The following is a 23,023-nucleotide window of genomic DNA, read 5'->3' as shown; positions in this document are numbered from 1 at the left end:
CCTTTCTACCGCACAACCGGAATCTGCAGGATACCGCGCACACCAAGGAGATAGACCCCAAGCACCAGCACACACGGCAGCACAGCAAGCAGATAGAGCCCGCTCTGTCCCCAGCGTTTTTTCCGCACAAGATTCGGCAGAATCACAGCACTCATGGCCACCGGTACAGTCATCATGGATGACATCGTAAGGTCAATCGCAGCGACGCCTGTCATGAAAAACAGCAGCCAGACTCTCTTTCCGTTTTTCTCCTGATACATGCGCAGGCCAAGATAAAACAGAAACGGGAGGATGATATTGCACAATACGGCCTTTCCCTCGTATCCCCTCGTCAGCAGGAACGACGCATTCGAAAAGATCGTATGAAAATTCAGATTCACAACACTAATAAAGCACAGGAGCACCCATACCATCTGTTTTTCTTTTAACAGCGCCTTTCCGATCTGTGCATAGACGAGATAACTTAAAACTACCGTCATCATACAGAGAATCACCTTCGTCACTACGAGCGGATGAAGGCCCGTTAAACGGCACAGTACTGCATTTGCTGCCGGATACATGCTGAACACATAACGGATGTTAAAAAAATCCAGTGCTTTTCCTGTATATGGGTCAAAGCTGCTGATGGAATCTGTCGCAAGGTTCGTTGTCACACTTCCCACATAATACGCTGCATCCGCACTGCCGTTTTCCTGCAGTGCAGCAACAAAATACAGCTGGATTCCAATCAGCACCAGCATCACATAAAAAGCCGCCGTCTTTCCTCTCCAGAAACCGCCGCTTCTTTTTCCCCACTCTCTCCACATTCCCAGATGAAGACAGATGGAAGCAATTACAAGGACAGCCACAACAGCAGCCCATACCCATGCGAGCAGATGCAGCTTTGCACCGAGCACCATCATCGGCACAGAAATCAGTTCAAATAAGAAGTAATATGCAATAAAGCCAAACAGCACAGTTTCACCCAGATGTCCGCTCTCATACCTGTTTTCTCTGATAAAAAAAGAACCCAGGCAGCAGAACACTGCGAGCATTCCCAGAAACAGTGCCGGCATTTTTAATAAGGTAATCATGTTTGGTTCCTTTCTTTTCCTTACATTCCCAATCCCACTCATTCTAACATGATGCCCTGTCTGCGTCAAGTAATCGAAATTCTAATAAACATTGACTTTTCCCTGAAATTTTGTATAATTGTGATGTTGAGCGCTTATTTTCCACCCGGCTGTTTTACTTTTTGTTTTAATGATATATGTTACGAAAGGAGCCATTGATATGCCTTTTTCCCGGCATACCCGCAGATCCGTGTTTTCCATCGGCGCGGCATCCCTTGCCGCTGCTTTTCTTTTTCTCACCCCGGAAAACACACATGCGGCTGATACTACAGCAAAAATTCACATTCTGACACTCGGCAGCGGCTCCAATGCCATCGTTCTGGAAAGTGTAGACGATAATGGCCAGAAAATTTTCGGCATGGTAGACTCCGGCGAGGACTGGGATTACCCTGACGGATCTGATCCGCGTTATCCGCTGCGCAGCGGCATCACAACGTCGACCGGCTACGACGATGAGGTACTCTCCTACCTGGACTCCCTCGGTGTCACCTCCGATAATCTGCAGTTTTATGTTGCAACACATCCGCACAGCGACCATATTGGAACCGGCGATACCATCGTGCGGCTGTATTCCCCCGACCGGGTTTATCTGCTCCCGTATGATGACAGTTATATCTATAATACTGCGCGTCTCTGGGACAATCTTTATGTCTACGACCAGCTTCTTACTGCTGTAGAAGAGACTGAAGGTGTGACCCTGATCCAGCATCTGAATCCCGGTGCCGCCTCCGCAGAAGAAGGATCTCCTGATTTTGCTTTTGGAAATTTCCAGATCCAGATTGTCAACTACGAGGAAGATTATCTCACAAGTCCAAAAGAGGACGCCAACCAGTTCTGTCTTGGTGTAATTGCCTCCGCAAACGACCACCGCGCTTTTCTGACGAGCGATATCGACGACGTCGAGGGCGATGCCAGCCGGATTGTTTCGAACTACGGGCTGTACAGCATTGATCTGATGACTTCCAATCATCACGGATATCCGAATGCTGTCGATGCAGACTATCTTGCTGCCGTCAACCCGGAATATTTTATCCAGACCGGTGACTTCCATATTATGGATAACGATACCGTCGAGACCCTGACCTCTCTGGGGCTGCGCGTATTTTCCACGACAGAATATTCCGGCGATCTTCCGGCAGTCATTGCTGACTTTTCCGGTTCCGCGGTCACTTCCAACGTGGATGATACCTATGAAATTTACCGCGGCCGTTCTTCCAAGCTCGTTGCTTATCATGACGGCATCCCGTACAGCGGATTTTTCACCCGCGGCGGACAGAAATATTATGCAGACAGCAGCCATCTTCTCGTATGCTCCACTTCCTGGCGCGACACAGAAACGGGCATCGAATATACCTCCGATGAAAACGGCGTGATCACAAACGAACGCCACGTCATCGGCTGGGTAAAACGGGATGGAAAATGGTATTACTACAACGATGATGAAACACCGTATACCGGCTGGCTCACCCTCGACCACAAAACGTATTACCTCGGCGCGGACGGCGTTATGGCAACAGGCTGGCTTCTGCTTGATGGAGATTACTATTATTTTTCCGGCAGCGGTGAGATGCAGACCGGATGGCAGTTTATCAGCAACAACTGGTACTATCTCGCCAAGGATACCGGTATTATGTATTCGTCCGGATGGCACGCTGATCCGGAGACCAAAACGATGTACTATTTTTACACATGGGGAGGTGCCGCACGCAATACGACACTTACCTTAAACGGTTACCGCGTCAAATTTCTTTCCTGGGGCGGTATTTCCGGCAGCACCTGGCTGTACCATGACGGTGCCTGGTATTATGTACAGAAATATTCCTGCGTAACCAATGGCTGGTATCAGATCGATGGCGCCTGGTATTTTATGAATGCGGACGGTTCCCTGAAGCAGAACGAAAGTTTCCTGTATGACAACAATCTCTACTTTGTAAATAAGAGCGGAAAAATGTATCAGAACCAGTGGCTGAAATGGGATGGAAACTATTATTATCTCAGAAGCTGGGGCGGTGCCGCACACGAAGGCTGGCTGCTGCTTCAGAATAAATACTATTATATTAATGAGGACTGTACACGGAAAACGGATGAAGCCTTTACGTATGATAACAATCTTTATTTTGTTGATGAAAACGGCGTCATGCCGGCAAACCAATGGGTGATCCGGGACGGTGTCTGGTACTTTACCTACAGCTGGGGCGGTGCGAGAAAATCGCAGTGGTTCTATTATAAAAACAACTGGTATTACTTCAACGATGATGCTTCCATGCAGACCGGCTGGGCAGAAATTGACGGAAAAACATATTATTTCCAGAGCTGGGGCGGATGCGTCACCGGGACGAAAAAAATTGACGGAACAACGTATGTGTTTGATAAAAACGGTGTTCTGCTTTCCGAAAAAGAAAGCTAGAAAAATCCATATAAAAATGCGGCAGAAACGAAAATCTCATTCGTTTCTGCCGCATTTTTTATAAATTTCTTTTCCGGAACAGTGCACGAACGCACTGCCGGTAAATTCCGGTTCCCAGAAACAGGGTCAGATAGGCGATTTTCCGCCCATTCGTGAAGTGATCGCCTTCCAGTACCAGAAGCGGATGCTTTTTAAGCTCTTTTGCCAGCCTCTTCGCAAGCGCCTTTTTCTCCGCGTCCATGGTTTCCAACAGCATCAGCTTGTCCAGCACGAAAAACCGCGCCCAGCAGCAGCGCACACCTGCTTCTTTTTTCAGCGCCGGGTGGCGTTCTTCCACGACATTCTGATTATGATCCCATACTTCCACCGAACCCAGATCTGACCAGCGAAAACCGCTTGTCGTGAGGCTTTCGCGCCGGTGCACATAATAGTATTTCTGTGCTGTGGAAAAGGCCACCTTCCGGCAGTGCTCCATTAACGGAACGATGACGTATGCATCCTCGGCGATTGTTTTCTCCGGATAGACAACGCCCTCGAAAATCTCTCTCCGATACAGCTTGCCCCACGGCATCACGCCGAACACGCGCGCCTTCATCACCTGGCGCAGTCCCTCCTCGCTGTCGGTCACAGATTCGATTCCCTCCTGTTTCAGATCCGGCACCGGCCTTCCTTCATAGAGATCGTATCCGCGGCAGATACTCATTTCGGCATCATATTTTTCCGCCAGACGATACAGTGTTTCCAGAAGATCCTCCGCTGCGAAATCGTCGCTGTCCACAAACGTGATATAACGCCCCTCTGCAAGCGCAACGCCCGCATTCCGCGCCGAACTGACGCCGCCGTTCTCTTTTTGGTGATAACGGATCCGCGCATCCTGTTCTGCGTATGTCCGGCAGATTTCACTGCTCTTGTCGGTGCTTCCATCATCTACAAGAAGCAGCTCCCAGTCCGTAAAAGACTGGGAGAGAATGGAATCCACACATTTTTTTAAAAATTTTTCTGCCTGATACACCGGGGTAATGATTGAAATTTCCGGCATTGTTTTATCCTCTTTCTTTATTTCTTACAGCAGTAGTGTATCCCCTTATACTGCTCATACGGATGATCGAGATCCAGAAACGCCGCATCGTGGTGGCCTTTCTGCTGTTCTTTCGGCGGCAGTTTCATATAATCGCCGAACGCCATGCGCAGATATGTGTCATATCCGACCGGAATCGGCAGGCGCTCGTTCTCGAACGGAACCTCAATCGCCGATGCAAAAATCTTTTTCGGATATTTCCGGAGAATCGCCTGCGGTGCGCACATCTCGGTGATGCCGTCCACCCGCGGGCTGTCGATATCAAATTTTGTAATATAGTTCTCTGCCTGCTTCCAGATCCGGTACCGCATCTTCTGCGTCGGAGCCAGCGCCAGCAGAATCGTTCCCAGGTAATGCATAAACGCGCCGTGGCGTTCTTTGGTCGGAATAACCTGCGTGCAGAAGAGCTGGAAAATCTTTCCCTCGATCACCTGCCATTTCCGCGCAAGGTTTCCCGGTGCATAGCCCTCGATCGGGAGAATATCAAGTGCAACGCCGTGGCAGAGATCCATATCGACCTGCTCCTTTTTCACCTGCGTGGTGCGGCTGTCGCGGATGTTCGCAAACGTGTGAGCATTGCAGAAGCCCTCTTTCGGGTACTCGAGCTTGTAGATTTTACTCTCCTCCTGCGTATCCCAGATTTTCAGGAACTTCTCGTAATCTTTCCGCGGCATGAAAAAGTCGAGATCATCGTCCCACGGAATAAAGCCGCCGTGGCGGATTGCACCGATACAGCCGCCGCCGCAGAGATAACAGGTCAGATGATTTCTCTGGCACCAGTGGTAAAACATAACGGCCATTTCCAGATTTTTTTCCTGCAGCCGGCGCAGAATTTCGTCCTCGGTATTAAACATCTTTTTTCTCCTCTTCCTTCGCGTTCAGGCTGATCGTCTGTCCTTCCTCGAGCCCTTCTGTGCTCTCCTTTGTGAAGACAATCTTAAAGGTTGCAAGAATCAGCTTCAGATCCTCTAAAATCGAATAGCTCTCTATGTACATCAGATCCAGCTTCAACTTGTCGTATGCGGTCGTGTTGTACTTTCCGTAAATCTGGGCGTAGCCGGTAAGGCCTGCCTTTACTTTCAGACGGTAAGCAAACTCCGGAATCGATTCCTCATATTCCTTTGCAATCTCCGGCCGCTCCGGGCGCGGTCCGACGACGCTCATATCGCCCTTGAAAATGTTCAGAAGCTGCGGCAGCTCATCAATTCTCGTCGCGCGGATCACCTTTCCGACCGGCGTAATGCGGCTGTCGTTCTTCGTTGCCAGGCGGGCTACGCCGTCTTTTTCGGCATCCACGATCATGCTTCGGAATTTGTAGACATAGAATTCTTTTCCGCCGATCGTGAGACGTTTCTGTTTAAAGAACACCGGGCCATGGTCATACAGCTTGATGCAGAGCGCTGCGATCAGCATAATCGGCGACGTGATCACAAGAAGAATCGTCGATACGAGCAGATCCAGCAGGCGCTTGCAGAATCTCTGATCAAACGAAAGACCACTGTTTCGCGCGAGCAGAAGCGGTGTATCGAAAATATGGAGCGCTTCCGCTTTCCGTACCATAATATCCGACAGCTTCGGCGTCAGATAGACACGGATTTCTTTCGCATAGCAATATTTCAGCAGACGGTTGCGCAGCTCCGAATGAAGATCGCCCAGGATCACACCCTCCTGACCGTATGCGTCAATCTGGCGGCAGAGCTCTTTCTCTCCCACTTCCGTGCTCACCTTATGTGCTACAATATACTTGTCCGGCCGCTGGTTCATCTTCAGCTCCAGGCTTTCCATCGGGTATTCACCGTAAATCAGAAGCACCTCTCTTGGCGGAAAGAGACGCGCAAACGTCTTCTCAAAAAGCCAGGATACAATGCCTGCCAGCGCAAAGTCCACGAGTGTCATGCCGACCATCGGCAGAATGTACGGCAGGTGGCGCCACAGCAGGATAATCTGCAGATACATCAGCGCATTGGCACAGAATGCCGTCATCATCTGGGAATAGATGATGCTGCTTCCCTTCATGTAGCCGATCTTCATGCCGCCGTAAATGTACATGAAAACCAGAAGAAAAATGCCGTAGATCACGACGATAATCTGATTTCCCTTATCCCAGAACGGCTCCAGCCACAGGTGGCTCGCATAGTATCTGTCCCAGAACACAGAAAAAACAGCGCATTCCAGAAGCACAATCGCCGCGACCGCCAGGACACGCATCAGATGTTTGTACTGTTCCCTGTTTTTATAGTTCATCAATCTCTTCCTCTCTTTTTGCCCTTACCGTAATACTTCCGCACACCGTTTACGGCATAGCACGCAAAACAGTACAGGGAGCGGAACGTTCCCATTCCCAGCTCGCGGTAAACACGGTACGTCATTCCTGCAGAATGCAGTTTATTCCCCGATTTTCCCGTGCTGGACAGCCGGTATTTCAGCAAAGGCTCATCCACACCGCAGGCTGTCCCGTATTTTTTCAGGATCCGCAGCCAGTCCAGATAATCCTCGTGGCACTCGTCCTTTTCCATCGGGAATTCCAGCAGAACGCTTCTTTTGGCCAGTACCGACGAGCAGCCGATCACGTTGCCGCGCAGCAGCATTTTGTAGGTGATCCGCTCCGGGACAGAAAAAATCTTCTGCTTTTCCGGTTCCTGATCGTAAATCAGCTCCCGACCCGTACAGCAGAGCACATCACCGGTCTTTGCAAGGGCTTTTTCCTGCTTTTCCAGTTTTTCGGGATCCCAGTAATCATCCGCGTCCAGAAAGGCAATGTAATCGCCCTTTGCGAGCTGTACACCGTGGTTTCTGGATGCGGATGCTCCTTTGTTTGTCTCATTCCGGATATACCGTACCCGGTCATTTTCTCCGTAACGCCCCATCTTTTCCAGCGTATCGTCCGTGGAATGGTCGTCGATCACCAGGATTTCCAGCGGGGTTTTTGTTGTCTGGCAAAGGACTGAGTCGATTGCCTGAAACAGTGTTTCTGCACCGTTGTACGAAGGGATTACTACTGAAATCATGTATTTTCCTCTCTTACTTTGTCTGCTGCATCTGTTTTTTAAATTTTCCAGCAGCAAACCTCCTACTTTTATAGCATATCTGCACGGGCTTGTCAATTTTACGCCGGGATCTGCTGGTTTTTCTTTCTTACATGTAATTCTATGTGAGCTTTAAAAACGCCAGTAAATAGAACAGAATTCCTCCGAACAGTGCTCCGTTTCCGCCGTTTTTCTGCCCCGTCTTTTTTCCGATGGCAGTTCCGGCATACATCGCCGCCATTCCGACCGCGAAGGAGGCAAAAAAGATCTGTCCTCCTGTCACCGGAAGATCCGCGGCAAAGACGCCGGAGACAATTCCATCCACCGACATCGAAACCGCCAGCAGGCCAAATTCCAGTGGGTGGAGCTGTTTTTCCAGATGTTCCAGTCTTGTTTCTGGTTTTCCCTGCTTTTTTCTTCTGCGTTTTCTCAGTTCTTCAAAAATTTTCAGCGTTCCCATAAGAAAAAAGCAGCCCGCACCCACTCTGGTTCCCCATTCCGGTCCTGCGGACTGCAGAAATCTTTTTCCAAACTGCGCGGAAGCAACCAGGGCAGCACTGCAAAACAGATTCAGCAGCGCCGTCATGCCGGGTGAAATTCTCGTATTGCTGCTTCCATATCCGATGCTTACTGCAAAGTTATCGGCTGAGAGCGCCGCAGCAAGCAGAAGCAATTCTACCATATGACACACTCCGTCATTTCTCACTTTACAGTATTCGTCTGTTTTTCAAACCGTGCATCCCGGGAAGGCAGTTCTTTTTCTTATTCCACTGCTTTCCGGAATTCCCGGATTTTTTCTCCGAAGTGCGATACATCGGTGCAGAAAATGCTCGAAGTTCCCGCCACAAAAATGCTGGCTCCACAGGAACGCAGCGTCGCGCCGTGCTCCTTCGTAATGTTTCCGTCCACTTCTAAAATGATGTCCTCCCGGTGCATCTCCTGCAGAAATTTCTGCAGCTTTTCCGCCTTGCGCAGCGTACTCGGCACAATTTTCTGTCCGGCAAAGCCCGGATTCACCATCAGAAGATTGACGCCGTCGATATAATCAAGCACTTCCTCGATCTGCCCGATCGGTGTCGCCGGGTTGATCGCGAGGAACCGCTTGCAGCCGTACGGCACGAGGTAATCGAGCGCGCGCTGCACCTGGAAAGTGCTCTCATAATGAATCGTCACGATGTCCTCTTTGTGAATGCCGATCCACGGCAGCTTGTACTCCGGGTCTTTAATCATCAGATGAAGATCAAGCGGAATACTCGTCAGTTCCCGCAGTCCGCGGATGTAGTCGACGCCAAGGCCGAAGTTCGGAACGAACTCGCCGTCCATCACATCGATATGGAGATATTCGACTTTTTCTTTTTCAAATACATCGATCGTCGCCTGCAGATCCACAAGGTTTGAGCACATCATGGATGCCGATATCTGACTTTTTCTCATATTTTTCTACTCCCATGAAACCATTACTTTGCAGTATGGCTCTTTATGATTTTTCATCAGTTCCAGTCCGTCCATCAGCTTTTCGGACGGGAAACAGTGCGTGATCAGCGCCTGTGCCGGGATTTTCTTCTTCGAAAGCGCATCGAGTACCTCCGTCCAGTCGCAGGCTTCATCTTTTTCATAAGAAGAATTCCACGTTCCCATCAGGTTCAGCTGTTTGCGCAGGATGCGCCAGTACACGTTCTTTTCCATCGCAAGATCGCCCGATGGATTTCCCATCAGCACGATGCTTCCGCCTGGTCTCGCAAGAAGAACTGCACTGGAAACGGCCTGCGGCGTTCCGACCGCTTCTACTACAACATCCGCCTGAATCGCTTTACTCTCCTCTTCCATCACATATGAGATGCCCGGGATCTGTTCTGCGATCGCACGTTTTGCTTCGCCCCGTCCAATCACAAAAACGGTTTCGGCGCCGAGCGCTTTCGCCCACGCTGCCGCTGCAAAACCGATCATGCCCGTTCCGATCACTGCTGCGGTATCGCCCGGCTTCACACCGCTTCGTTTCACCGCATGAAGCGCCACAGAGAGCGGCTCCAGCATTGCTGCCTCGCGGAAGCTGACGTTTTCCGGCAGCTCCATCAGGTTCCAGTCCGGCACGGCTACGTATTCCGCAAAGCCGCCGTCCCGGCGCGAGCCGAGGTAATCGTAGTGTTCGCACATCTCATATTTTTTCTGCCGGCACTGCGGGCAGGTGCGGCATGGGATCAGCGGGAAAATGCCGACCCGTTTTCCAACTCGCTCTTCCGGCACACCCTCGCCGTATGCGGCAACCACGCCTGAAAACTCGTGACCCGGAATCGTTGGAAAATGGTATGTTCCGTTTGTGAAAATCCGCGGAATATCGGAGCTGCAGATTCCTGATGCCTTTACCTGCACCAGAACCCAGCCGGATGGGATTTCCGGTTTTTCGATGTCTTCCCTTCTTAAATCATTGACTCCATGCAGCTCGTATGCTCTCATTTCGTTTCTCCTTCCACAATCGTACAGAAACGCTCCAGGTCGCTCCTTGTTGTAATCTTAAAGTTCCGCTCATCCCCTGGGATCATCGCCACATCCATTCCATGGCGGTAGGCAATTTCACTTGTTCCCCTTGTGAGGGACAGCTCCTCTTCCGATGCTTCCCGGTTGATCTTCGCGTACGGATGCAGCCGGAAAGCTTCCGGCGCCTGACCGGCAAACAGCGTGCTGCGCTCCAGCAGATGGTCAATTTTCGTTCCGTCGCTGCTCTGATAGATCGTGTCCTTCATCGGCAGCACCGGCATACAGCCCTCATGATCGGCAAGCGCCGCAAGGCAGTCGCCAATCAGCTGTTCGCTCACCAGAGGCCGCACGCCGTCGTGGATGATCACACCGTCGTTCTCCGATACGGAATCCTCCATGCAGACGGTAAGGCCATTATGAATGGATTCCTGCCGCGTATCCCCGGCATCCGCAAAGGCGAGAAATTTCGTAATCCCGTCTTCTTCCATCCATCCGCGGATCTTCTCTCTCCAGGCATCTGCCGCCACGATGACGATTTTCTCAACGGCACTGCTTTTCTGAAACTGCTCCAGCGTATACAGCAGAATCGGTTTCTTTTCCACTTCCAGATACTGCTTCGGAAAATCCCCCATCTGCATTCTCGTTCCGATTCCCCCCGATAGTATGATTGCGTAATTCATCTTAAGCCTTTCCTTTGCTCTTTTTACTCTCTTTTTTTCGCTCTTCTTCCAGCTCTTTTAAAAAGTCTCCCAGTTCTCCGGAGGCGTTCTCCAGCAGGTACGACTTCGTTTTCTGTTCTTTCTCCAGATAGTTTTCCCGGATCTGGCCGTTTGTATGTTCAATCTCGGTGCGCAGATCCCGTGCGGAGAGACGATGCGCGCCCGCTCCCATAATGATGATCTGCTCGAGACCGTCCGAGGAAGCCACCGTTACGTTGCCGTTGTGGCCGATCCTGTGAACCGTTTTCTCGATGTACTGGTCAGCCGTCTCCGCCTCTTTCGTATAAACGACATGAATATTATGGTACATGCCGACCTCACCCTGGTTGCCTTTTACTTTGTAGGCATCAAAGACAAGAATCAGCGTTATTTTTTTATATCCCTGATAATTTGACAGGATGTCCATCAGCTTTCCTCTGGCGCTCTCAATATTATACTTCGCCAGCTCATTTAAATCATCCCATGCAAAAATAATGTTATAGCCGTCCACCAGCAGATATTCCTCCTGCGGCTCCTTCGGGCGGTTTGATTTTGCATATTTGGGATCCCCGATGCCGGATGACGAGGTGACCGGATGTGTCCGCCGCTCGAAACCGGCGCGCTTCCGCTCCACTTTGCCGTATGTCCTCGTAAAGATTTCTTCCAGCTCCTCTGCCTCCTGCAGGGAAGCTGCCATCGGCACGCGGTCGGATGCTTTTTTTGCTTTCTGCACAGAGGATGCTCCGCCGCTCCGGTCTGCCGCAGATTCGGCTGAATCGCTTTCTTCTTCCGGATTTTCCAGCGTGTATTCCAGATGCATATGGTCTTCCACTTCATTCCATGGAACGACAAAGCCTGCCCCGTGGGCACAGAACACAGAACCCGTCGGATTTTCCACATCCGCCTCGGAATCGTAGCCGATGGAGGCAATCACTTCCTCCGCGTTGTGACACGGCTCATATCCTTTTAAGGTACAGAACACTCTTCCGCGTCCCCGGCTGTAAGCAGTCACTTCTTTCTGATAATCCCGCATCGTCACAACCGGTGCGGTTCCGGTGATCACTGTCATATCGCCTTCCATTTCCGGCGGTTCAAAGCTGCCGTACATCCGCTGGATATCGTTCAGCGCCCGTCCCGTCGATTCCGACGGAATTTCCAGACGGAACGCATAGACCGGCTCCAGTAGAACGGATTCTGCTTTTTTCAGCCCCTGCCGCACCGCACGGTACGTCGCCTGGCGGAAGTCGCCGCCCTCGGTGTGCTTAATGTGCGCACGGCCCTTGACCAGCGTGATTTTCATATCGGTAATCTCCGACCCGGTCAGCACGCCGGGATGCTTCCGCTCCAGCAGATGTGTGAGGATCAGACGCTGCCAGTTGCGGTCCAGGGTGTCCTCGCTGCAGACGGTTCCAATCTGCAGTCCGCTGCCCGGTTCTGCCGGCTCCAGCAGCAAATGAACTTCCGCATAATGGCGCAGCGGCTCGAAATGGCCGACACCCTCCACGGTACTGCGGATCGTCTCTTTGTATACAATATTTCCGGCTCCGAATTCCACCCATTCGCCGAAACGCTCGTGGATCAGACTCTTTAAGATCTCGATCTGCACCTCACCCATGACCTGCGCATGGATTTCCGCGAGGCGCTCATTCCAGACAATGTGGAGCTCCGGGATTTCTTCTTCTAACTGGCGCAGTTTTCCAAGCATCTGATGGACATCGCAGTCCGGCGGAAGCTCGATGCGGTACGTCAGCACCGGCTCCAGCACCGGTTTTTCCGCCTCGGTTTCGTTGCCGATGCCCTGACCGGAGAAAGTGCTGTTCAGTCCCGTTACGGCACAGATCGTCCCCGCCGGTGCTTCCTGTACCATCGTATAGCCCGCACCGGAATAAATACGGATCTGGTCTGCCTTTTCTTCGCCGAGCATCTGCTTCACCTTCAGCACGCCGCCCGTGATTTTCAGATGCGTCAGACGGTTTCCTGCCGTGTCCCTTGAAATCTTAAAAACGCGCGCGCCAAAATCCCCGCCGTACTCCGGCGTTTTTGTAAACCGGTCCAGAATTTTCAGAAATTCCGTCACGCCCTCCATCTTGAGTGCAGAGCCAAAGCAGCACGGAAAAACCTTCCGCTCTGCGATCATCGTGCGGATCTGGTCTTCTTCCACGCTTCCCGTTTCCAGATACTGCTCCAGCACGTCCTCATCACACATGGCGAGTTCTTCCAGCAATTCTGCGTTCTGGAGATCCTGCGAGAAATTCAGGCAGTGCTCTGAGAGACGGCTCTGCAGTTCTTCCAGCAGTTTTTCCGCATCCGTGCCCGGCTGATCCATCTTGTTGATAAAGAGAAAGACCGGGATCTCATACCGCGCGAGCAGCCGCCACAGGGTTTCCACATGACCCTGCACGCCGTTCGCACCGCTGATCAGAAGAACCGCATAGTCCATGACCTGTAAAGTGCGCTCCATCTCCGCCGAGAAATCCACATGGCCCGGCGTGTCAAGGAGTGTGACCTCCGTCTCGTTCAGCTTCAGCACGGCCTGTTTGGAAAAGATCGTGATACCCCTTGCTTTTTCCAGTTCCTCCGTGTCCAGAAAGGCGTCCTTGTGATCCACTCTTCCGGCTTTCCGGATCTGGCCTGTTTTATATAAAATTCCCTCTGCCAGCGTCGTCTTTCCCGCATCGACATGCGCTAAAATGCCTACCGCCAGTTTTTTGGTTTTTTCCATTTTGTTTCATCCTGTCTGTATGATTCATATTTTTCAGGCCCCCTCATCCCCTGCGGCCCGACTCACTGCTTATTGTACCACAAAACCTCTCATTGCGGAACCCCGGAGTGAAACGCAAAAAATCTCAAAGCGGATTTCTCTCCTGCTTTGAGATTTTTTATGCTATGTTCTGTTTTATCTCTCCCCCGCCATCGGCTGCCGATCTGCAATTTTCAGGAAAACAAATCCCAGTGCAAATAAAATCGCCAGGCATGCAACCGCCACGTTGATCGTTCCGCCTGCCAGTTTTACAGCTGCAATAACTGCAGAACCGAGGAACGATGGTTACTCTGTCTTCCAACGTCATATCCGTTTCTTTTAAAAGTTCATTTGCAAGAAGTGTACCGTACTCTGCATGATGGGCAACCTGCATACAGTGTTTCTGCGAATGATCCGTATATCCCAGCTGTCCCAGGTTTTCGTTTCCTTTTTCAGATATGCGCTGCATCCATTCCAGACTCCAGCCTAACCGCTGTATTTTTACTGTTCCTGCCATTTCTTTCAGAATATTTTTTACTACAATCACGATCGTAGCACATTTGTATTTTAACTGCTATCCTGTTCCTATAAGGTCTATATCAAATGATTGTTAAATTTTTTATATTTTTGATGCAGTCGGGCGGGGTTCTGTTACAGCAGAAAAGCACTGCAAATACAGATGAATGTATTTACAGTGCTTATTTTGAGATTATTTTTGTTTTTTAATTCTGTGCGTCTTCGTATTCTTTTACTTTTTCTTCATACTGCTCCTGGCTCTCGATCGTATGTTTTACAATATGACCGTGCTCTTTCTGCTTATGTGCCAGATCCCGGCCAGGACGCGGTGCATATTCGTCTTCCGGGATTTCGAGTGCATTGGCGGTGGCGTGAATGATACCGTTGCTGCTGTAGGTGGCACCGCTCAAGGCGTCGATGTTAAGGCTCTGTTCTTCTTTCATCTGCCCTATCACGTAAGGCGCTGCACGGAAAAAGTATTCCTCGGTGTCGCAGTAGGAAAGGATGGAGATGTCGGTCACTTTCTGGTTTTCTACCGTTACCTGCACTTCGACATCCCCGCGGAAGGCATCGGCGGTACCCGTGCAGATGCCGTCTTTCAGGTCGTGGAAACGGCCGGCGTCCAGGAATGCCTGTTTTTCTTCCGTTGTATCCGTCGATTCAGATGCTGTATTTTCCTGTACAGTATTCTCATCTCCGGCGGCTTCTTTTAACGCATTTTGAGTGGCCTCAATCAACCCTTTACTGCTGTAGGTGGCGCCGGAAACGGTATCTATCTCCTCGGCACTCTGTTTTTTCATGATTTCCGAAAAGATTCCTGACTTTGCTCTGTCCAGATATGTCTGATCATCCTCGGCGTTCTCTATCGTCAGTCCGGTTATCGTTCCCTGTTCCACTTTTACGGAAACGGTCACGGTTCCGCGGTAGCCTTCTCCACTTCCGGAATAAGTGCCGTCCTGGAATCTGCTGTCCAGATTCTGTTCTGCCGTATCAATGGCCGCATCACCTGCTGTCTTACCAACGGAACCGCTCTCGCTCCGGATCAGGAACTGTGACGCTGCAATCGTAAGGCAGGTCACCCCGACACCGATCCACACGCTGTATCGGTACTTCCAGTGTGCATTGTTCTTCAGACATCCGTTTATACATACCCCGCATCCAATACACTCGCCGCCTGCCGTCTGCTCTTTTTCTGTCAGATCAATTCCCATGGTACATTTTGCAGTACAGAGACGGCAGCTTCCGCATTTGCTCCGCGGTTTTACAATTTTTAACAGCGTACATCTGGAAATCAGGCTGTAGATGGCTCCCATGGGACAGAGATACCGGCAGAAAAAGCGCTGGATTAAGACGGATCCGACGAAAATCACCAGAATCAGCGCACCGCCAATCGAAAACATCGGCTTCACACCCGGCCAGTGTCCGATGGAACTGTACTGTCCAAACACCTGCCACGGCCCTGCGATGTTCCATTTTATCATACCGCTCCATACGAAGACTGCCCAGAACAGGAGCACACCATATTTGATCCAGCCTGTTGGAACATTTCTTCCACTCTTCTTTGAATTTGAATGCAGGTTTTTCGCACCTGCTTTTCGAAACCGCTTTTTCAGCTTATTTCCTGCAAACCACAGAAAATCCTGCACAGCCCCGAAGCTGCAGAAATATCCGCAGAAAAACCGTCCCACAATAATCACCGCCGGAACCGTCGCCAGCACCATCCATACCGAATACCTGATCCGTTCCCACGAAACCGTCCCCTGATAAACTGCGGAAATAATCGTCCCAACCGCAGAAAACTGCGCCTCAAACAAGCCCGGGATCAGCAGGAAAGAAAGGATCTGAATCACTGCTTTCGGCCAGTTTCTTTTGTCTTGTTTTTTCAAATTTGTTCCTCTTTTCTTATGTTTAACGTTTCATCTCCATTACCGGACCATTCGATTTATGTTCCTGGATTAATTCACAAATCTCCGAAAGATTCATTGCCGGGAAATCTCCGGGGACGGTATCCTTCAGGGCACTTACTGCATTTCCGATGGATACTGCCTGTGACAGTAAAAAACCCTCATAAATCGTGTATTTTCTGCACATTTATGAGGGTTTTATATTTTTGCGTTATTTTTACAAATTCACAGTTGAATTATGCGTTCATCTGTTTAGCAACTTCCTCAGCAAAGTTCTCTTCTTTCTTCTCGATTCCTTCACCGGTCTCGAAACGAACGAAACCTTTTACTGCTACGGTTGCGTTGTTTGCTTTAGCAACCTGTGCTACGTACTGAGCTACGGACTGTTTTCCGTCTTCTGCTTTTACGTATACCTGGTCAAGCAGGCAGATCTCTTTGAGCTCTTTGTTGATACGGCCCTGGATCATTCCCTGGATAACTTTTTCCGGTTTCTGAGACTCTTTCGGGTCGTTCTGAATCTGAGCCATGAGGATTTCTTTCTCATGTGCGATGTAATCAGCGCTTACTTCGTCGCGGTTTGTGTACTGCGGACGAAGAGCTGCAATCTGCATTGCAACGTTTTTAGCCATCTCTTTGAGGTCATCGTTTACAACATCTGTCTCAACGTCAACCAGAACACCGATTTTACCGCCCATATGAGTATAAGAAGCAACGAAACCGTTCTCCTCTTTTACCTGCTGGAAACGACGGATGTTCATGTTCTCGCCGATGGTAGCGATCTGATGAGCCAGCTCTTCGCCAACGGTCTCGTTGGTATCGAATTTCCAAGGCTCTGCCAGGAATCCTTCTACGTCTGCTGCAGTTGTATCCATAGCCTGCTCTGCAACCTGTGCTACATAGCCACGGAATTTCTCGTTCTTTGCAACGAAGTCTGTCTCAGCGTTTACTTCTACAGCGACAGCTTTCTTTCCATCCTCGGATACGTTCAGCATAACGATACCCTCAGCTGCGATTCTGCCAGCTTTTTTCTGAGCAGTAGCAAGTCCTTTTTCTCTCAGGAACTCCATTGCTTTGTCCATATCACCTTCGGTAGCTGTAAGAGCTTTCTTGCAGTCCATCATACCAGCACCGCTTACTTCTCTTAACTCTTTTACCATTGCTGCTGTAATAGCCATTGTTTTATTCCTCCGTATACGTGATTCAGCAGACTGCATCTTCATGCCGGTCTGCTATTGTGAGATTCGCCGAAGGGAACCTGAATTTCAAGTTCCCCCCAGTTCATTACTTCGCGTAAATTATTCAGCGTCTGTCTCTGCTGCTTCTTCGTATGCAGCTTCCTCAGCCTCGCCCTGTTTTGCCTCGATAACTGCGTCTGCCATTTTGGAAACGATCAGTTTTACGGCACGGATAGCGTCGTCATTACCCGGAATTACATAGTCAAGCTCTTCCGGATCGCAGTTGGTATCGCAGATACCGATCAGCGGAATTCCCAGTGTATGAGCTTCCTGTACGCAGATTCTCTCTTTTTTCGGATCTACTACGAAGATAGCGTCCGGCAGTCTCTTCATTTCTTTGATACCGCCAAGGTTTTTCTGCAGTTTTGCAAGCTCTTTCTTTAACTCAATGACTTCTTTTTTCGGAAGAACTTCGAAGGTGCCATCCTGCTCCATGGTCTCGATTGCTTTCAGTCTTGCAATACGGCTCTGGATGGTTTTGAAGTTGGTCAGCATACCGCCGAGCCATCTCTCGTTTACATAGTACATTCCGCAGCGCTCTGCCTCAACAGCGATAGCGTCCTGAGCCTGTTTTTTGGTTCCTACGAAAAGGATTGTGCCGCCGTCTGCTGCGATGTCTGCAACAGCTTTGTATGCGTCATCTACCATTCCTACAGATTTCTGCAGGTCGATGATGTAGATACCATTACGCTCTGTGTAGATGTACGGAGCCATTTTAGGATTCCATCTTCTTGTCTGATGTCCGAAATGAACACCGGCTTCCAGTAACTGTTTCATTGAAATTACGCTCATTGTTTTATCTCCTTATGGTTTTATTCTTCCCCATGTTTTTTCACCTTGGAACCTGTTTTTCAAAAAACAGGCACCATCCTTGGTACCGCATGGGTGCTTATTGTGCAACAGTAAGATTGTATCACAGAGTTTTTTTCATGACAAGCATTTTTTTCGCGGATTCTGCGGTTTTTTTCTGTTATTTTTGTGTTTTTCCCTGTTTATCCTTTAAAAACAGATACCAGAACGTTCCGGCGCAGATTACCGCTTCCAAAAAGATGAACATCCATGCACCTGCCGGTGCTTTTTGGGTCATCCAGGATACGAACTGGCTCCGGTAAAGTCCCCAGATATTTTCTGCCATGTGCGCAAGAACCGGGGCAAGGAGTGTTCCGCACCGCTCATAAATAAGGATCAGAAGCACACTTACCACGGCTGCATAGACAAACTGCGTCACATTGCCGTGATATGCACCGAACAGCAGACATGATGCTGCGATGCCCCAGCCGGTTCCCCAGAAATCTTTTGCCCTGCGGTAAATCATGCCGCGGAAAACAATTTCCTCTGCGGCCGCGCTCAGCACACCGACGGACAGGATCAGAAGCAGCGGGTTCTGTCCTTCATAAATCTTTGATGCCATGTCCTGATAGCCGGAAAAGATTCTGGTAAAGCCGGTCACGTTCATTACAGTATTCAGGAGATGGCCGAAGGTCATAACCAGCAGAATACAGGCGGCTGCCTCTGCCGCACTCCACCGTTTTTCCGGTTTCGGGAACATGCCTTCATCTTTTTTGTACTGTTTCCAGAGAACCGGGATCGCCGCCAGACTGCCGATTGCTGATGCAAGAACGGATGTCGCGTGCATACGCTCTTCCAGATAACCGCCGGTCGTAAACGTCATCAGGATCAGCGCCAGAAGTACGGTTGCTCCGATCAGAAACAGTTCGTACGTCAGAAGCGGTTTTAAAAGACGCCATAGCTTCCGCTGGATAGGAATTACGATTTCCTCCGTTTTTGGCTCTGTTTTCGCTGTCCTTTTTTCTTTTATATTCTCTGCTTTTTTCTCTTTCTGCGCAAAGATTCCTGTTCCACTTTCTCCTCTTGTCAGCCACGGGATACGCTCCGGCTTCATTTTTTTGATGCGGTCGCGTCTTTTCTTCTCTTCTTTCGGATCCTCCGCCAGCAGTTTCAGTTCTTCCGGTGTATCACATACCTTTGCGGCACCTGCTGCCTCGAGTTCTTCTCTTCCGCCGTACCCATACGATACGCCGACACAGAGCAGTCCGTTTTCTCTTGCCCCGATTACGTCATAGCTTCTGTCACCAACCATCACCACGTCGGAACGGCTGTCTTCTGCTCCGAGTCGGCGCAGCGTCTCTGCGATGACTTCTCCTTTGTCGGTTCTGGTTTCGTTCATTTCTGAACCGGTTACTACGGTAAAATACTTTCTGATTTCGAAATGCTCCAGGATCTGCTCCACGTATTTTTCCGGTTTGGACGATGCTACCGCCAGAATTTTTCCCTTCTCTTTCAGATACGCCAGAACCTCCGGGATTCCCTCGTATACTTCATTTTCAAAAATGCCCTCTGCCTCGTACCGCTCCCGGTATTTTGTGATGGCCTGCTGTGCTTCTTCGCAGCCAAGGCCTGCAAAATTCATGAAAGATTCCAGAAGCGGCGGTCCCACGTAACAGTTCAGTTTTTCCAGATCCGGCTCTTCGATGCCAAAGGATGCCAGCGCATACTGTACGCATCTTGTAATTCCAGGACCGGAATCGGTCAGGGTTCCGTCCAGATCAAATAATATCATATCTGACATACTCTTATTTCCTCTTTTACTTTTTTATCGTATGACATGTCTTTTATTCTAGCATATCGAAATTAGAAATACAAACAAAACCGGATCAGGCTATTTTCTGCAGAGTGCACGCAGATAGCGGGTGGTCTGATTCTGAATTTCGGCAATGGCACGAATCAGGTTCCAGAGGCGCCTTAAGGACTGCAAGAGGCGGGTTCCTTTTGGTTTCTGGCTGGTTCTTTGGCTGACAAGTGTGGAAGTTTTTGGTTTCACGTTGACTTCCCACGGTTTCATGGTTCGTACAATGCCGTCTGCGCCACGCACTTTTACAGTGATGCGGTTGTAGCCTTCGGAAAGGCTCTCGGCTTTCAGACAGATTTTGTTTTCTTTCCATTCATATTCGGCTTCGGAGCCATTTACCATGCAGGAAAGAATTTCAGCCGTGTCGGCGGCTCCCTCGAGCAGAATTTCCGGGGTATAACCGGGATCTATTTCGACGCTGGTGTCGGCCGGGCGGATAATCAGGGGGTTCGGCGCTTCGAAATCTTCGTCTGCTATCTGTGATAATACGAAATCGGCGATGATCTGCGGCCGTATTTGAGATGGCTCCTCCCCGGCACTCTTAGATGGAGTTTCGGCAGGCGGAGGACTGCTTTCTTCTGTTTGTAGCGGAATATCATCTGGATCTTGGGTCACCTCCTCGGGCGTGGCTGCAGCAACGGGCAGCTGTTCGTCTGTTTTGAGTTCTTCTTTCTCCGGAGACGATTGCCCGGGCCCCGTTTGTTCCTGCTTTTCTGTGTTTGACTTTCCGGCATCTGGCATTACGGTAGGCTCCTCTTTTTCTGGTGCTTTTGTTTCCGAGGTTTGATTTTCTGACTCTTTTTCGGTTGACGGAGATTCCTGCTTCGTTTCTTCCATATCAGGCTTTTCCGGTTCCGGATCTTCTGGCATCAAATTTTCCGTTCCGGATTTTTCTGAACCTGTATCTTCATAATCTGGTTTTTCTGTGTCCATTTCTCCAAAATCCGTTCTCTCCGAATCTGACTCTTCTGTCTCTGATTCTTTTGTATCTGTTTCTTCACATCCTTCCTCTGATTCCGATTCCCCGGAACCCATATCTCCTGCCTCCGGCAATTCTCCTGGCTTCCCCGATTCTGAATCTTCCGAAATTTCTTTCTCCTCTTCTTCCCACCTTTCCGCTGGTTCTTTCTCCGGATCCGGAATTACCGTCGGGGGAAGCATTTTTTCTTCTCCTTCTTTCTCTTTCTTTCCGGTCTCTGCCGGATCTGTTTTCTCTTCCGGCGGCTCTGGTTCCTGCTCTGGTTTCTCTTCTATAGGCGGTTCTTCTTCTGACTTTTCGTCCGGCAGCAGTTCCTCCGGTCCGGCTTTCCCGTCTGCATCTGTCACATCACTGTTCTCGATGATTTCAGCTTCTAATTCCACGCTTTCCACCGCACTTGCGGCCTCGCCTGTCGTCTGCTGTGTCTCCGCGTGGACTTCGATTCCCTGGACTGCCAGGAATCCTGTCATCATTGCGCATATGGTCTTTTTTCTCATCCTGCTTCCTCCCATCTTTTTCTGATCTGCTGATAAAAAATATCCTCCTCCATTCCCGGAATTTCTGCGGCCTCGTTGAGGTACTGTTCTGCTTTTTCCTGCATGTCGAACTGAAGTGCCAGCTCTGCGGCCCTGAGCAGATTTTTCCGCCGGTTTCCATCCTGTCTGCTGCACAGAAGCCGTTCGTAATAGAGAAAACTCTCCTGGCACCAGTCCTGTTCTCTTTCCCCATCCCCGGATTTTCCGCCAAGATAGCACGCATCCGCCAGTCTCTGCCAGATAACCGCCTCCCACTGCCCCTCCATATTCTCGCCTGCGGCCTTTTCCAGCACTTCGATTCCTTTCCGCATGGCGTCTGTGTCATTTTCACGCGCCAGTTCTTCGGAAAAACTGAAATACATTCCTGCAACAGCAAGATATCTGCGGCAGCGTTTTTCCTTTTCCGGCTCCTGCTGCGTGTCATCATAAAATTCAGCCAGCAATGGCTCCATCTGCATTTTTTCCCTTGCCGCATCATCCGCCAGACAGTATTCCACAAGTTCCTGCTCCACACGCCCCGCCTGACTGAGATGGTCTGCCTTTAAGAACGCTTCCCGCGCTTTCTGGTAGTTCGGCAGACTGCCTTCTTCCACCGGATTTCCGCAGAACCAGAGATCTCCCTGCTCCTCCCATTCGTCTGCCGCCGGAAACTGCCCCCATGGCATCCTGCTGGCAACCGCAGCCGCTCCTCCTGTCAGAAAAGCAAAAACTGCAAAGATCCGCAGAGTCTTCCTGCCTTTTTGCTTTCTTTCCAGCCGCCGCAGTGCCTTTTTGACTTCTCCGGCAGACGCATACCGCTCCTCCGGCTTTTTCTGCATACACTTTTCCATCACCCGCCAGAGTCCTCTTTTCTGCCGCTTTTTCGCATGCTTCGCCATTGCCGCAAGCAGTGCGCCGAGTGCATAAAGATCAGAACGGGCGTCACACTTCCCGTCATACTGCTCCGGCGCTGCATAACCGCGGGTTCCATAACGGACTTCCACACCCGTTTCTTCTGTTCCGGCTGCACCGAAATCCACAAGGTATATTTCACCACGCTCTGTTATCATCACGTTGTCCGGCTTCAGATCCCGGTAGAAAACCGGCGGGTTCTGTGCATGGAGATAACAGAGAATCCCGCTCAGGGCAATTCCCGTTTTCAGAATTTCCCGGCTGGAAAACCGTTCTCCCTTACGCATACGCTGTCCGATAGATTTTCCGTTTACAGCTTCCATCACCAGAAAGCTTTTTGTCCCACTTTCCAGAAGTTCCACCGCACAGGGAATCCCGGGATATGAAAACTTCTGTAAAAGAAACGCTTCCCGGCGCAGTTTTTCCCTGTCACATATACTTACCTTGACTGCATACCGCTTTCCGGATCCAGTTTTCTCTGCAAGATAAACGACAGACGTTGCCCCTCTTCCGAGCACTGACAGCAGGCGATACTTCCCTCCCGGAAGTTCTACTTTTCCAATGATCCCGCCTCCTCTTTTTACGTCAAAGTGTTTGTCAGTCCGATATTCTGTTTTTGTACATGGATATAAATTGAGCCGAATGGCTCTTCGATAGAGTAATATAGAATCGATTTTTCAGGACGAATGTCCAAGCGGATGAAAAATCGTGATGTAAGTATAACACAACAGCCGCCGTTTCCGCAAGAACTACAGAAGCCGACGGCTGCCAAAAAA

Annotated in this window: 18 protein-coding genes; 1 reads left to right on the top strand and 17 read right to left on the bottom strand. The window is 50.1% G+C overall.

The annotated features are described in order from the left end of the window. Nucleotides 1-5: 5 nt before the first annotated feature. Entirely contained in the window at nucleotides 6-1,073 is a 1,068-nt protein-coding gene (locus tag DW743_RS05715) for a DUF6077 domain-containing protein (protein WP_022462986.1), read from the bottom strand. A 199-nt stretch (nucleotides 1,074-1,272) separates the two neighbouring features. Between DW743_RS05715 and DW743_RS05710 the strand changes: the two genes are divergently transcribed. Continuing rightward, nucleotides 1,273-3,519 (top strand): hypothetical protein, encoded by a 2,247-nt coding sequence (locus DW743_RS05710; RefSeq protein WP_158568539.1) that lies wholly within the window; start codon nucleotides 1,273-1,275, stop codon nucleotides 3,517-3,519. A gap of 58 nt (nucleotides 3,520-3,577) precedes the next feature. On the opposite strand, the gene DW743_RS05705 is transcribed toward DW743_RS05710, so the two are convergent. From DW743_RS05705 to DW743_RS05620, 16 genes are all read right to left on the bottom strand, one after another. Continuing rightward, the gene (locus DW743_RS05705; RefSeq protein WP_055219419.1) at nucleotides 3,578-4,558 is read right to left on the bottom strand and encodes a glycosyltransferase family 2 protein; all 981 of its coding nucleotides are present in this window, start codon (nucleotides 4,556-4,558) and stop codon (nucleotides 3,578-3,580) included. Between the two features lie 17 nt (nucleotides 4,559-4,575). Then, nucleotides 4,576-5,451: a LicD family protein gene (locus DW743_RS05700; protein WP_055219421.1), complete on the bottom strand. Its 876-nt coding sequence runs from the start codon at nucleotides 5,449-5,451 to the stop codon at nucleotides 4,576-4,578. Next, nucleotides 5,444-6,841 carry a sugar transferase gene (locus DW743_RS05695; RefSeq protein WP_117760822.1) on the bottom strand — a complete coding sequence of 466 codons (1,398 nt, stop codon included), beginning with the start codon at nucleotides 6,839-6,841 and terminating at the stop codon, nucleotides 5,444-5,446. Before DW743_RS05695 ends, DW743_RS05700 begins: the two co-directional genes overlap by 8 nt. Continuing rightward, nucleotides 6,841-7,605 carry a glycosyltransferase family 2 protein gene (locus DW743_RS05690; protein ID WP_117760928.1) on the bottom strand — a complete coding sequence of 255 codons (765 nt, stop codon included), beginning with the start codon at nucleotides 7,603-7,605 and terminating at the stop codon, nucleotides 6,841-6,843. The genes DW743_RS05695 and DW743_RS05690 overlap by 1 nt, the downstream gene beginning before the upstream one ends. A gap of 139 nt (nucleotides 7,606-7,744) precedes the next feature. Next, nucleotides 7,745-8,305, bottom strand: a complete 561-nt coding sequence (locus DW743_RS05685) for a manganese efflux pump (protein WP_022462992.1) — start codon at nucleotides 8,303-8,305, stop codon at nucleotides 7,745-7,747. Nucleotides 8,306-8,385: 80 nt separating this feature from the next. Continuing rightward, a complete protein-coding gene (locus tag DW743_RS05680) occupies nucleotides 8,386-9,057 on the bottom strand; it encodes a ribulose-phosphate 3-epimerase (RefSeq protein ID WP_022462993.1) in 672 nt (223 codons plus the stop codon). A gap of 6 nt (nucleotides 9,058-9,063) precedes the next feature. Further along, a complete protein-coding gene (locus tag DW743_RS05675) occupies nucleotides 9,064-10,077 on the bottom strand; it encodes a galactitol-1-phosphate 5-dehydrogenase (protein ID WP_117760820.1) in 1,014 nt (337 codons plus the stop codon). After that, entirely contained in the window at nucleotides 10,074-10,778 is a 705-nt protein-coding gene (locus DW743_RS05670; protein WP_117760818.1) for an IspD/TarI family cytidylyltransferase, read from the bottom strand. Before DW743_RS05670 ends, DW743_RS05675 begins: the two co-directional genes overlap by 4 nt. Nucleotide 10,779: 1 nt before the next feature. Further along, nucleotides 10,780-13,518, bottom strand: coding sequence for a translation factor GTPase family protein (locus DW743_RS05665; protein WP_117760816.1), 2,739 nt, complete (start codon nucleotides 13,516-13,518; stop codon nucleotides 10,780-10,782). A gap of 157 nt (nucleotides 13,519-13,675) precedes the next feature. After that, nucleotides 13,676-14,083 carry a hypothetical protein gene (locus DW743_RS18370; protein WP_226906371.1) on the bottom strand — a complete coding sequence of 136 codons (408 nt, stop codon included), beginning with the start codon at nucleotides 14,081-14,083 and terminating at the stop codon, nucleotides 13,676-13,678. Between the two features lie 175 nt (nucleotides 14,084-14,258). Next, complete coding sequence (locus DW743_RS05650; RefSeq protein WP_022461155.1) at nucleotides 14,259-15,938, bottom strand: FMN-binding protein; 1,680 nt, start codon at nucleotides 15,936-15,938, stop codon at nucleotides 14,259-14,261. 254 nt (nucleotides 15,939-16,192) lie between these two features. Continuing rightward, nucleotides 16,193-17,131, bottom strand: coding sequence for a translation elongation factor Ts (gene tsf / locus DW743_RS05640; protein WP_022461153.1), 939 nt, complete (start codon nucleotides 17,129-17,131; stop codon nucleotides 16,193-16,195). A 120-nt stretch (nucleotides 17,132-17,251) separates the two neighbouring features. Beyond that, complete coding sequence (gene rpsB / locus DW743_RS05635) at nucleotides 17,252-17,983, bottom strand: 30S ribosomal protein S2 (protein ID WP_022461152.1); 732 nt, start codon at nucleotides 17,981-17,983, stop codon at nucleotides 17,252-17,254. A gap of 178 nt (nucleotides 17,984-18,161) precedes the next feature. Next, nucleotides 18,162-19,781, bottom strand: a complete 1,620-nt coding sequence (locus tag DW743_RS18750) for an HAD hydrolase-like protein (protein WP_022461151.1) — start codon at nucleotides 19,779-19,781, stop codon at nucleotides 18,162-18,164. A gap of 90 nt (nucleotides 19,782-19,871) precedes the next feature. Then, nucleotides 19,872-21,317, bottom strand: coding sequence for a hypothetical protein (locus DW743_RS05625; RefSeq protein ID WP_022461150.1), 1,446 nt, complete (start codon nucleotides 21,315-21,317; stop codon nucleotides 19,872-19,874). Then, nucleotides 21,314-22,771: a serine/threonine-protein kinase gene (locus tag DW743_RS05620; protein ID WP_243856003.1), complete on the bottom strand. Its 1,458-nt coding sequence runs from the start codon at nucleotides 22,769-22,771 to the stop codon at nucleotides 21,314-21,316. The genes DW743_RS05625 and DW743_RS05620 overlap by 4 nt, the downstream gene beginning before the upstream one ends. Nucleotides 22,772-23,023: the final 252 nt, after the last annotated feature.

It is taken from the genome of Blautia sp. AM28-27 (genome assembly GCF_003480905.1).
Classification (GTDB): Bacteria; Bacillota; Clostridia; order Lachnospirales; family Lachnospiraceae; genus Fusicatenibacter; species Fusicatenibacter saccharivorans.
The sequence above is the reverse complement of the archived record's forward strand: the minus strand, read 5'-3'. Positions and strand labels throughout refer to the sequence as shown.